Annotated in this window: 12 protein-coding genes and 3 riboswitches; of the genes, 9 read left to right on the plus strand and 3 right to left on the minus strand. The window is 36.5% G+C overall.

The window, feature by feature from the left end; genetic code table 11:
• Positions 1 to 283 precede the first annotated feature (283 nt).
• Positions 284 to 393, plus strand: a riboswitch (TPP riboswitch).
• A 60-nt stretch (positions 394 to 453) separates the two neighbouring features.
• From thiM to ilvA, 3 genes are all read left to right on the plus strand, one after another.
• Entirely contained in the window at positions 454 to 1,272 is an 819-nt protein-coding gene (gene thiM, locus ORL93_RS18915; RefSeq protein WP_368493498.1) for a hydroxyethylthiazole kinase, read from the plus strand.
• Between the two features lie 6 nt (positions 1,273 to 1,278).
• The gene (gene thiE, locus ORL93_RS18920) at positions 1,279 to 1,953 is read left to right on the plus strand and encodes a thiamine phosphate synthase (RefSeq protein WP_097795259.1); all 675 of its coding nucleotides are present in this window, start codon (positions 1,279 to 1,281) and stop codon (positions 1,951 to 1,953) included.
• Between the two features lie 268 nt (positions 1,954 to 2,221).
• Complete coding sequence (ilvA, locus tag ORL93_RS18925; RefSeq protein WP_097795260.1) at positions 2,222 to 3,430, plus strand: threonine ammonia-lyase; 1,209 nt, start codon at positions 2,222 to 2,224, stop codon at positions 3,428 to 3,430.
• Positions 3,431 to 3,504: 74 nt separating this feature from the next.
• Here the strand turns inward: ilvA and ORL93_RS18930 are convergent, their stop codons facing one another.
• Both ORL93_RS18930 and ORL93_RS18935 read right to left on the minus strand, forming a co-directional pair.
• Positions 3,505 to 4,818, minus strand: coding sequence for an anaerobic C4-dicarboxylate transporter family protein (locus ORL93_RS18930; protein WP_018782589.1), 1,314 nt, complete (start codon positions 4,816 to 4,818; stop codon positions 3,505 to 3,507).
• A 277-nt stretch (positions 4,819 to 5,095) separates the two neighbouring features.
• The gene (locus tag ORL93_RS18935) at positions 5,096 to 5,350 is read right to left on the minus strand and encodes a hypothetical protein (protein WP_142310105.1); all 255 of its coding nucleotides are present in this window, start codon (positions 5,348 to 5,350) and stop codon (positions 5,096 to 5,098) included.
• Positions 5,351 to 5,408: 58 nt separating this feature from the next.
• A riboswitch (TPP riboswitch) is annotated at positions 5,409 to 5,510 on the plus strand.
• Positions 5,511 to 5,614: 104 nt separating this feature from the next.
• Between ORL93_RS18935 and ORL93_RS18940 the strand changes: the two genes are divergently transcribed.
• The 5 genes from ORL93_RS18940 to ORL93_RS18960 all read left to right on the plus strand — a co-directional run bounded on the left by ORL93_RS18940 (position 5,615) and on the right by ORL93_RS18960 (position 10,464).
• Positions 5,615 to 5,935, plus strand: a complete 321-nt coding sequence (locus ORL93_RS18940) for an MTH1187 family thiamine-binding protein (RefSeq protein WP_097795261.1) — start codon at positions 5,615 to 5,617, stop codon at positions 5,933 to 5,935.
• Complete coding sequence (locus tag ORL93_RS18945; protein ID WP_140386002.1) at positions 5,907 to 6,683, plus strand: ABC transporter permease; 777 nt, start codon at positions 5,907 to 5,909, stop codon at positions 6,681 to 6,683. Before ORL93_RS18940 ends, ORL93_RS18945 begins: the two co-directional genes overlap by 29 nt.
• Positions 6,680 to 7,678: an ABC transporter substrate-binding protein gene (locus ORL93_RS18950; RefSeq protein WP_033798593.1), complete on the plus strand. Its 999-nt coding sequence runs from the start codon at positions 6,680 to 6,682 to the stop codon at positions 7,676 to 7,678. Before ORL93_RS18945 ends, ORL93_RS18950 begins: the two co-directional genes overlap by 4 nt.
• Positions 7,675 to 8,424, plus strand: a complete 750-nt coding sequence (locus ORL93_RS18955) for an ABC transporter ATP-binding protein (RefSeq protein ID WP_098610477.1) — start codon at positions 7,675 to 7,677, stop codon at positions 8,422 to 8,424. The genes ORL93_RS18950 and ORL93_RS18955 overlap by 4 nt, the downstream gene beginning before the upstream one ends.
• A gap of 498 nt (positions 8,425 to 8,922) precedes the next feature.
• Positions 8,923 to 10,464, plus strand: a complete 1,542-nt coding sequence (locus ORL93_RS18960; RefSeq protein WP_018782584.1) for an ABC-F family ATP-binding cassette domain-containing protein — start codon at positions 8,923 to 8,925, stop codon at positions 10,462 to 10,464.
• A gap of 98 nt (positions 10,465 to 10,562) precedes the next feature.
• On the opposite strand, the gene ORL93_RS18965 is transcribed toward ORL93_RS18960, so the two are convergent.
• Positions 10,563 to 10,880 (minus strand): hypothetical protein, encoded by a 318-nt coding sequence (locus ORL93_RS18965; RefSeq protein ID WP_018782583.1) that lies wholly within the window; start codon positions 10,878 to 10,880, stop codon positions 10,563 to 10,565.
• Positions 10,881 to 11,115: 235 nt separating this feature from the next.
• Positions 11,116 to 11,229: riboswitch (SAM riboswitch) on the plus strand.
• A gap of 86 nt (positions 11,230 to 11,315) precedes the next feature.
• Here ORL93_RS18965 and ORL93_RS18970 point away from each other — a divergent pair.
• The gene (locus ORL93_RS18970) at positions 11,316 to 12,128 is read left to right on the plus strand and encodes a MetQ/NlpA family ABC transporter substrate-binding protein (RefSeq protein WP_018782582.1); all 813 of its coding nucleotides are present in this window, start codon (positions 11,316 to 11,318) and stop codon (positions 12,126 to 12,128) included.
• The last annotated feature ends 7 nt before the right edge of the window (positions 12,129 to 12,135 follow it).

The following is a 12,135-nucleotide window of genomic DNA, read 5'->3' on the forward strand; positions in this document are numbered from 1 at the left end:
GGATTTTAATTTCCTATCACTATTTTATATATATAAATCCATTTTGATTTTTCAATATATAAGTCGCTGCTCCGAAGAACAAAAAGTGACCCGCTCTCATTTTGTTTGAACTTGGCATGGGGCTAAAAGAGGACTTGACCGCTTCTATGTATGGCCGGATGGTCTCTCCCACCTAAAAAAAGGGTTTTTATCGTTTTTTCAATTTGTACTTACATATTAAGATGACAAAAACTTGTAACTTGTTATTTTAAGAGAATAAGAGTAGACTCTGAATTAGATGAATAAGAAAACACATGGGAGTTTGCGGAAGCAAACTGAGAGTACGGCTAATCTGTCGTTGACCATTTGAACCTGTTGGATAATGCCAGCGTAGGGAGAGTGTAAAAGCACATATTCAGGCACTTTGCATACGCGAAGTGTCTTTTTGTGTATCTCCCATTACTAAATTAGGAGATGAAAAGAATGAATATAAAAGAAATTGCAAAAGTAGTAGAAGTAGTAAGAGAGTCTAATCCACTTGTGCATAATATTACAAATGTTGTTGTGACAAATTTTACGGCCAATGGTTTACTTGCAGTAGGAGCATCACCAGTTATGGCGTATGCAAAAGAAGAAGTGGCTGAAATGGCTAGCATTGCAGGAGCACTTGTTTTAAATATGGGTACGCTTCGCCCTGAAGAAGTAGAAGCAATGCTAATTGCTGGAAAGTCTGCGAATACACATCATGTACCAATATTATTTGATCCAGTTGGTGCTGGAGCTACTTCTTACCGAACTGAAGTAGCAAGACATATTCCAAGTGAAGTGAAATTAGCAATGATTCGCGGGAATGCAGCGGAAATTGCTAATGTTATCAATGAAAAATGGGAAATTAAAGGTGTTGATGTTGGTGCTGGAAATGGAGATGTTGTAGGAATTGCGAAACAAGCAGCAGATGAACTAGATACAGTCGTGGTTATTACCGGAAAAGAAGATGTTGTAACAAATGGTGAGCGAACTTTTATCATTCGTAACGGCCATCCAATCTTAACGAAAGTTACAGGGACGGGATGTTTGTTAACTTCTGTAATGGGAGCATTTGCAGCGGTTGAAAAAGATTATGTGAAAGCAGCAGTTGCTGCATTAACGTTTTATGGGGTAGCAGCAGAAATCGCTGCTGCAAAAACCGTGGAGCTAGGACCGGGCAGTTTCCAAATCGAATTTTTGAATCAGCTAGCAAACATTACTGTGGATGATATTGAACAATATGGAAATATCCAAGAGGTGCAGTAAGAAAGGATGAGGGAAATGGCGCGCATTAATCAACAGCAAATGTCCAAATTATTGCAAGTGTATTTTATTATGGGTAGTAACAATTGCCAAAAGGATCCATTACGAGTAATGAAAGAAGCGCTAGATGGTGGAGTGACCCTTTTTCAATTTCGTGAAAAGGGTGAAGGAGCTTTAACTGGCAAAGAACGAGTCCATTTTGTAAAGCAGTTACAAGCACTTTGTAAAGAATATAATGTTCCATTTATTGTGAATGATGATGTAGACTTAGCAATTGAATTAGATGCAGATGGTATTCATGTTGGACAAGATGATGAAGGAATTACATCCGTTCGTGAAAAAATGGGAGATAAAATTGTTGGGGTATCTGCCCATACGATAGAAGAAGCACGCTTTGCCATTGCAAATGGGGCGGATTATTTAGGAGTAGGACCTATTTTTCCGACGAGTACGAAGAAAGATACAAAAGCGGTGCAAGGAACGAAAGGATTACGTTATTTTAGGGAAGAAGGAATTACAATCCCGATTGTTGGTATTGGAGGAATTACAGTTGAAAATGCTGCCTCTGTTATAGAGGCAGGGGCTGATGGAGTTTCTGTTATTTCTGCCATTAGTTTAGCGGATTCGCCTTATGAAAGTACGTCTTTACTGACAGGTATTTTTAATGATAAAGTGAAACTTTAATTAGTGGGGGGTTCTTCATCCCATACTGATTATCATCCCTCACCAATTGGGATTTTACGGTCAGTTAATCTCCCACCTATCTTCCTCGTTTCTCTCTGAATCTTGAGGTGGGGGTCTTACTGCCCGCGAATAGCGGGATAAATAGTGAAAATTGTTGATATATGGGAAGAACCATTTCTAATCTGAAGAAATGGTTTTTTGTCGTATAAAACAAAGTGTGCGGCTCAAACTAATATGTATGAACATATATCGTTTCGGAGGGGAACATATGATTTCTTTACAAGATATTATAGCTGCTCATGAGAAAATGAAAGGCATTGTACATATGACACCACTGGATTATTCAAGTACATTTAGTGAATTATCAAAGAATGAAGTGTATTTAAAGCTTGAAAATCTACAAAAAACCGGCTCTTTTAAAGTACGTGGTTCTTATAATAAGATGGTTTCTTTAGAAAAAGGAGAACTAGAAAATGGAGTTATTGCAGCATCTGCTGGAAATCATGCACAAGGAGTTGCCTATTCTAGTAATATGCTCGGTATTCCTTGTACGATTGTGATGCCAAAAGGTGCCCCGCTTAGTAAAGTGCTAGCGACGAAGCGATACGGAGCACACGTGGAATTGCAAGGTGATGTATTTGACGATGCTTTAGCTTACGCGCTTGATTTAAAAGAACAAACGGGAGCGAAGTTTGTTCACCCGTTTGATGATGAGGCTGTCATTGCTGGTCAAGGTACAGTTGGATTAGAAATTATGCAGCAGCTTGATGATATAGATGCAGTAATCTGTCCTGTTGGAGGCGGAGGTTTAATTGCAGGTATAGCGATGGCGATTAAAGAGCAGAAGCCATCGGTAAAAATATATGGTGTACAAGCGCTTGCCTGTCCAGGTATGAAGCAATCCTTTGAAGAAAAGAAAGTAATTACAGTAGAATCTTCACCGACTATGGCAGATGGAATCGCGGTAAAAAGACCAGGTGAGCTTACTTTTCAGCTTGTAGAGCGCTACGTAGATGATATTTTTTGTGTGGATGAAATGGAAATTGCACGAACAATGCTAATGCTACTTGAACGCAATAAATTATTAGTAGAGGGGTCCGGTGCTAGTTCATTAGCGGCGCTACTATATCAAAAAGTACCTGTGAAAGAAAAAAAGGTTGTGTCAGTTTTAAGTGGAGGGAATGTCGACGTAAACTTTATCACTCGTATTATTGAACATGGAATGGTTGAAGCTGGTCGATTTGTTCACATTGCGACAACAATTAAGGATAAACCAGGACATTTGCAACACTTACTTGAAATTGTGACAAATTTTGAAGCGAACGTATTACATATTCATTTAGAGAGAATTGGAACAAAGGTGTTTCCTGGGTATGCACAGCTCCATTTATCGTTAGAAACGAAAGATAAAAACCATATTGAAGAAGTGCTAAGCGCGATAGAGAAGAAAGGATATAATGTAGAGGTTATTGAATAAAGAATTTAAACAAACGTTTGATTAAATGAAAAAAGCACAAACTTTATTCAGAAAAAGTTTGTGCTTTTTATATATTAAAACATAATTGAAATTAGTAGCATCCCAATTCCAATGGAAGCAAATGTCGCAACCAGACCAGGAATCATAAAGCTATGATTTAATACATATTTACCAATACGTGTTGTTCCTGTACGGTCAAAGTTGATCGCAGCAACAATTGTTCCGTAGTTCGGAATGAAGAAATATCCGTTTACTGCAGGGAACATCGCAATAAGAAGTGCTGGTGAAATACCAAGTGATAATCCGAGTGGCACTAACGCACGTACTGTTGCTGCCTGACTATATAGTAAAATAGATAGAATAAATAATGCAATAGCGAATAACCATGGTGCGCTTGTTACTAAGTGTTGAATCGATCCTTGAATCGTACTTAAGTTTCCGTTAAAGAATGTGTCTCCCATCCAAGCGATACCGAAGATTGCAACAACGGCTGTAGCACCAGCTTTGAAGACATTTCCAGATACAATGCTTTCTACATTCGGTTTACAGAAGATAATAATAAGAGCAGCAATTGTAAGCATGACCATTTCAATTGTATTTGGCATTGAAAGACGAACTAATTTTCCATCTATCATCCATCCTGGACGAAGTGTTTCGAATGAACCAAGAAGAACAACAAAAAGAGTAGCGAATAAGAAAAGAATAACAGATAACTTGGCACCTTTTGCACCGATAAATTCTTTCTTTTCTTCAAGTTTAGGAATCATTCCTTCTTTTAATCGTTTCAAGTATTCAGGGTCTTCATTTAACTCTTTACCCATTTTGCTGGCAACGAAAGCAGCTAGCATACAAGCGATGAAAGTAGAAGGAATACTTACTTTTAAAATATCTAACAATGTAATTTTATAATCAGCTAGCATTGCTAACAGGGCCACAGTTGCAGCAGAGATTGGACTTGCTGTAATTGCTTGTTGCGAAGCGATTACGGCAATTGACATCGGGCGTTCAGGTCTAATTCCTGATTCACGTGATACCTCTGCAATAACGGGAAGTACGGAATAGGCAACATGTCCAGTTCCAGCGCACAATGTAAATAAATATGTCACAATAGGTGCGAAAAATGTAATGCGCTTCGGGTTTTTACGAAGTGCTTTTTCTGCAAGATGAACAAGGTAATCCATTCCACCTGCAGCTTGTAAGGCACCTGCAGCTGTAATGACTGCTAAAATCATCAGCATAACGTCAATAGGAGGAGCTGTAGGTTGTAAATGGAATACGAATACAAGTATTGCCATACCAACTCCACCCATTACCCCTAGTCCAACTCCACCAAGGCGTGCACCGATAAAAATGCAGAGTAATAAGGTAATAAATTGTAGCCAAAACATGATAAACTACCTCCAAAATCTATATGGTAAGATATTTTCGAATAATTTAATTTGAATGATAATTATTAAATTATTCAAATAAAGACCTGTTAAATCAACCTTTTTATTATATAACACATAAAATGTAACATTCACTATATTTTGTGACATTATTTCGGAAAAACAATTACTTTAATTTAATATATAAATAAGAAATAATGGACATATAGTGAATGTGTTGCAAAGAAAAAAGCAGAAACGAATTCATCCGTTTCTGCTTTTTTCTTATGAAATAGACTTATTTTAGAGATTCTTTAATTTGTGTGAAAATATTAATAGCAAAAATGATAATAGCAAGAACAACAAGAATACTTCCACCAGCAACAAAAGGTATAGCTGCATGGTAGCCATAAATCTCAAGAGCAAGTGCAATCATTATAATCGGTAGCCCGATATGTAAGAGCCAAAAATGCCATTTACCAAGTTTTGAGGCACCAGCTTCTTTGAAAATATAATATAAAATATATGACCAATAGATTATGAGCAGTATCATATTATGAAAAAATGTAGATTTGTTTGTTTGAAAAAATAAATCATGCTACAATGAAAACGAATTAAGACCGGGGAGCCAATTGGCTGAGAGGATGTAAGTAAGCATCGACCCTCAACCTGATCTGGATAATGCCAGCGTAGGGAGTTACTTAAAGTGATGTAAGCAGATGTTGTTGTATAATAACTTGCATACAAGGCTTTCCTACGTATTTTGTAGGAAAGCCTTTTCTTTTTACAAAACATATTTTGCAAGGAGGATTTTCGGATGTCACAACAAGTTACAATTTCATTTTCAGTCGTACCACAAGCAAAAACGAAAGATGTGTATGCCGTTGTTGATAAAGCAATTGAAGTCGTACAACAATCGGGTGTTCGTTATGAAGTAGGTGCGATGGAAACAACACTAGAAGGAGAATTAGACGTGCTTCTTGACGTGATTAAACGTGCACAACAAGCTTGTGTCGATGCTGGAGCAGAAGAGGTTATTACTTCTATTAAAATTCATTATCGTCCAAGTACAGGTGTAACGATTGATGAGAAAGTTTGGAAGTACCGTGATGAATATGAAAAACCAGAAACGCTCTAACATAACAATTACAACGATTTGGCTTATCCTTCTCATTGCTATATGGGAAGGATCTGTTTCATTATTTCGAATTGAACCGTGGATTTTACCCAAGCCTTCTACTATTGTACAGGAACTGATTGGAATGAAAGATTTATTGTTGCCAAATACAATGCAAACACTACAAGAAGTTATCATCGGATTATTCTTTGCGATTTTACTTGGAACGAGTATTGCAATTATTATGGATGTGATTCCGTTATTTCGCATTTTAATTAATCCGTTACTCGTAATATCACAAACGATACCGATTGTTGTGCTAGCACCTTTATTCATTATTTGGTTTGGGTATGGGATGCTGCCGAAAGTGATGGTCGTGATTCTTGTTTGCTTCTTTCCGATTGCCTTGAGTATTTTAGAAGGTTTTCAAACAGTAGATAAGAACATGCTTAAGTTATTACAAACAATGCGTGCGACGAAATGGCAAATCTATCAGAAGGTAAAATTTCCAGCCGTGCTTCCATACTTTTTCTCTGGATTAAAAATTGCGGTTACATATAGCGTAATGGGAGCGATTATTGGAGAATGGCTTGGTGCGAGCGAAGGATTAGGAGTTATGCTCACAAGAGCTACAAAATCCTTTTTAACAGCTCGTGTATTTGGTATTGCAGCAATTATTGTCATGGTGACATTGCTCTTGTATTTTATCGTAGAATTTATGGCAAGACTAACAGCACCATGGATATACAGAAAGGACGACAGAAAATGAAAAAAGGCTTAAAAGTGATGCTAGCTGCAATACTTGCAGCTGGTGTTGTTGGCTGTAATGCGGCGAAGAAAGAAGAGAGCGCAGATAAAGAAAAGAAAGTAAAAGTTGTTTTAGACTGGTTCCCGAATACAAACCATACTGGTTTATATGTAGCAAAGACGAAAGACTACTATAAAAAACAAGGTTTAGACGTAGAAATCATTCAGCCGGGTGATAACGTATCGGCAGAGCAAATGATTGCATCAGGAAAAGCTGATTTCGGTGTAAGTTATCAAGAAAACGTAACATCAGCTCGTGTTGAAGGAATACCGGTTGTTTCAATTGGAGCAATTATTCAACATAATACATCTGCATTTGCATCACTGAAAAAAGATAATATTACCTCTCCGAAAGGGTTTGAAGGTAAGCGCTACGGCGGTTGGGGTGCACCAGCAGAAGAAGCGACGTTAAAAACAATTATGGATAAGCATCAAGCTGATTTTAGTAAAGTAGAAAAGGTTGTTCTTGGACAAACAGATTTCTTTAAATCAATTGGCCGCGATGCAGACTTTGAATGGATTTATTATGGCTGGGATGGCATTGAAGCAAAACGACAAGGAAAAGAATTAAATACGATCATGGTAAAAGATTTAGATCCAGCGTTAGATTTCTATAGTCCTGTCATTATTACAAGTGAAAAGCATACAAAGCAAGATAAAGATTTTGTGAAAAAATTCATGAACGCAACGGCAGAGGGATATAACTTTGCAATTAAAGAGCCAAAAGAAGCGGCTGATATTTTAATTAAAAATGTACCGGACATTAATAAAGAGTTAGTACAAGAGAGCCAAAAATGGTTAAGTACGAAGTATCAAGACGATGCGAAAGCGTGGGGAGTACAGAAGGAAGAAGTTTGGACAAATTATATGAATTTCTTACACGATAACAAAGTTATTAAAAAGAAAATTGATGTAAAAGATGCCTTTACAAACGAGTTCCTTCCAAGCGAAAAATGAACGGATTACAAATAAAAGATGTTGTGAAAGCATTTGATGGGAAAAATGTACTAGAAAAGATTAGTGCTTCTATACAAGAAGGTGAGTTTGTCTCGTTTGTAGGCCCAAGTGGTTGCGGAAAAAGCACGTTATTAAATCTGATTGCGAGTGTTGAAGAGGCAACTAGTGGTGAGGTAATCTATAACGATACCCTTGTTCAAAAACAGGATATTGTAAGTTATATGCCGCAACAAGATTTGTTGCTCCCGTGGCGTTCAGCACTACAAAATATTGTTCTTCCATTAGAAATTGATGGGAAGCCAAAGAAAGAGAGACTTACAGAAGGAATGGAAGCCTTGCAACAATTTGGTCTAGCTGAATACGCAAATCATTATCCAGATGCATTATCCGGTGGTATGCGTCAGCGTATTAGTTTCCTTCGTACCTATTTATGCGAAAAGCCGATTATGCTGCTTGATGAACCCTTTGGTAAGTTAGATGCATTTACAAAAATGGAAGTGCATCGTTGGCTTTTAGATTCATGGCATCAAGAGAAGCAAACAATCGTGATGGTAACACATGACTTAGATGAAGCGATTCTATTATCTGATCGTGTATTCATTATGTCACAAAGGCCAGCTACGATTGTAGGTGAAGTAAAGGTTAACTTACCACGTCCTCGAACGATGGAAATGTTAACATCTCTTGAGTTAAAAGAAGATAAGGCCGAGATTTTAGGGATATTGGCTCCTTATATGCGGAAGTAATGAAAGCTTCTTAACAGTTTTTGTGACTGTTAAGAAGCTTTTTGTTTTAGAGGGAGAAACAATGGGTTAAATGATTGAACAAAGAGTGGATTTACTCATTTTAGATTTTACAAGTCTGTATGCAATGGAGAAAATATCCAAAGGAATTTTAAAAGAAAAAGAGGAACCAAAAGATTCATAACGAATAAAATATAAGAGCATGGTGCATGCTTATTATAAGACAATAATGATTTATAAAGGAGTGAAAGGATAAGATGACTTTATCAACTGTTCTTCAAATGGTTTTAGCTTGATATGGGAGAAGTCTGCCCATTTTTAAAGTTTAAGCCAAATTGAAGACAGCAGGTAAAGAACCTTAATCCTTTTTTACAATAGTAATGTGTAATGGGTAAGGTGTGTTCACCTTACCCATTTTTCATATATACAATTAAATAAGATCTTTATTTTGCTGTTCTCCCTATTTGGCTTGTTAGTTATAAAGAAAAGGAGAGAACAAAAATGAGCGTATTAACAGTAGAAAATCTTACACATACGTATGGAGATAAAACCATTTTATATAATGCTTGTTTTCGATTATTACAAGGTGAACATGCGGGGCTTGTCGGAAGTAATGGTGCAGGAAAATCAACATTGCTTCGGCTTTTAATAGGAGAAGTTTTGCCTGATGGGGGAATGATTGAATGGTTTCCGCATGTAAAGGCGGGGTTTTTAGAGCAGCACATTGATTTACAAGAAGGAACAACAATTGAGGAATATTTACAAAGTGCATTTTCTCATTTGTATGCGATTGAACGTGAAATGATAGTCATTGCTGAAAAGATGGCAAAGGAAACAGACTTAGATAAGTTATTAGTACACTATGGGGAATTACAAAATATACTAGAGGGTTCAGATTTTTATCAAGTTCATACGAAAATAGAAGAAGTAGCAGCTGGTTTAGGATTGTTAGACTTAGGGATGAAAAAAGATGTTTCAAAATTAAGTGGTGGCCAGCGTACAAAGTTATTACTTGGGAAGCTTCTTTTAGAGAAGCCACATGTTTTACTATTAGATGAACCAACAAACTATTTAGATACAGTTCATATAGATTGGCTAAGGGCGTATTTACAAGCGTATGAGCATGCCTATATTGTTGTGTCACATGATGAATCATTTTTAAACAATATTACGAATGTTATTTATCATTTAGAAGGGCAAACAATAAAGCGCTATACGGGGAATTATGAAAGATTTTTAGAAAGTTATCGCTTGCAGAAGCAGCAATTGCAAGTGGCTTATACGAGACAACAAAAGGAAATTGCAAATTTAGAGAGTTTTATTCAAAAAAATAAAATTCGAAAAGCAAAGCAGGCAAAAAGCCGTGAAAAGGTATTGGAGAAAATGGAAAAAATCGGAAAACATAACGATGTACCACGGCCGCGTTTTCATTTTCAGATTCACACTGAGCCTGTGAGCCGCATATTACAAGCACAGCAAATTCAAATTGGTTACGTGGAGCCATTGTTTCCATCCCTTAATTTACAAGTGAAAAGGGGCGAAAAGATTGCAATTGTTGGTCATAATGGAATTGGAAAAACAACAATGCTAAAAACGTTGTTAGGACAATTAGAACCATTAAGCGGGAGAGTTCATATTGGAGAACGGGTACAACCTGCATATTTTGCTCAAGAAGAATTTAGGGTAGAAGTTACACCACTTGAGCAAGTATGTTCAGGTCGTCCAGATATGACGCAAAAAGAAGTTCGTCAATCTTTAGCAAGGTGTGGTTTAAAGGAAGAACATATTCGGCAGTCTCTTTGCCTTTTAAGTGGTGGAGAACAAACGAAGGTACGTTTATGTGAACTTATGTTAATGCGGAGTAATGTTTTAATTCTAGATGAGCCGACGAATCATTTAGATGTACAGGCGAAAGAGGCATTGAGAGAAGCTTTAGAACACTATCAAGGAACAATTTTACTCGTTTCTCATGAACCTTCTTTTTATGAATCTTGGGTGACGAGAGTTTGGAATCTGGAGGAAATGAACGTTACTAAAAAATAAGAGAGCCGTTTATTTAGGAGTGTAATGGGCAAGACATAAAATATTTTAGTATGAAGATCATGAAGCAGCTACATGTTACGTAGCTGCTTTCATATTATTTATTGATTTACTTGTAGTCGTTCTTGAATGAATAATAGTAATTTAACAATACTTTCTTCCGTATAAATATCAAATTTTTGTCGATGAAATTCACCATGTTCGTTATAAAAAATAAGTTCTCCTTTACCAGCAACTTCGTTTATCAACATATGAAAACTAAGTGGCGTTGCTACGATGGAGCCGTTATCATCTCGTAAAAGTATTTGGCATAGCGTTCCTTGTTGTGCCTCTTCATATAAAAAATCGTAATGAAAGGATTGAGAGAGTTTTTCTATCTGAGATAATAGTAGGGTTTGTATAGCATGTTTATCTTGCATACAGTATAACCTCTTTTCGTTTGTTTATATAAAGTATTTGCTGTTCTAGTATATTAACGATAGGGATACTTTGTACATAGCTATTGCTCATTACGTCTAGAGACTACCAAATAGATAATTAGAAGAAAGAAATCCATTATTCGTAAATAAATTATATTCAAAAAAATCTTATTGACAAAATTTTTCGTGAGATTTACTATTAGTACCATAGTTTTTGAAAAATTTAATACAAATACTCTTATCCAGAGAGGCGGAGGGACTGGCCCTATGATGCCCGGCAACCGAGCTTATGAATTATAAGCTAAGGTGCTAATTCCTGCAAAACGATTTTCGTTTTGGAAGATAAGAGAGGAGCCTATTTTGTCTATTCGACACCTCTCTTATTTGAGAGGTGTTTTTTGTTTAAGAACAGATATATATAAGGGGGAATTGTATATGAAAAAGTTGTTGTTAAGTATTGTAAGTGGAACGGTATTGTTATTAGGCGCATGTAGTGCTGATTCGGGGAAGGAAGCAAAAGCGCTAGATGAGAAAAAGATTACAGTTGGTGTAACAGGTGGACCACATGAACAGATTTTTGAAAAAGTAAAAGAAGTGGCGGCAAAAGATGGTCTACAAGTTGATTTAAAGGTATTTAATGATTATGTAGCACCAAATGTATCGTTAGACGAAAAAGACATTGATGTGAATAGCTATCAAACGAAATCCTATTTAGATGTATTTAAAGCAGAACGCAATATGAAATTGACAGAAGTATTTTCAACGGTAACGTTCCCAATGGGAGTATATTCTAAAAAACTGAAAGATGTAAAAGAGTTAAAAGATGGAGATGCAATTGCTGTACCCAATGATCCAACGAATGAACTTCGGGCATTAAAATTATTTGAAAAAGCAGGTGTTTTAAAGGTTGATCCAAAAGCAACCGAGAAAGCAACTGCAAAAGATGTGATTGAGAATCCGAAGAATTTGAAAATTGTTGAATTAGAGGCGTCACAATTACCAACGCAGCTAGATGAAGTGAAAGCAGCGGCGATTAATACGAATTTTGCATTAGGTGCAAAACTAAATCCAGCTAAAGATTCTATTTTCCGTGAAGGAAAAGATTCACCATATGTAAACTGGGTGGTTGTTCGTACGGGAAATAAGGATGATGCAGCTGTAAAAAAATTAAAGAAAGCGTATCAATCTAAAGAAATTAAAGAGTTTATTGAGAAAAAATTCGATGGTTCTGTTTTGCCATCTTGGTAGGAGCTGA

This window comes from Bacillus sp. DHT2, assembly GCF_026241455.1.
GTDB classification, from domain to species: domain Bacteria; phylum Bacillota; class Bacilli; order Bacillales; family Bacillaceae_G; genus Bacillus_A; species Bacillus_A pseudomycoides.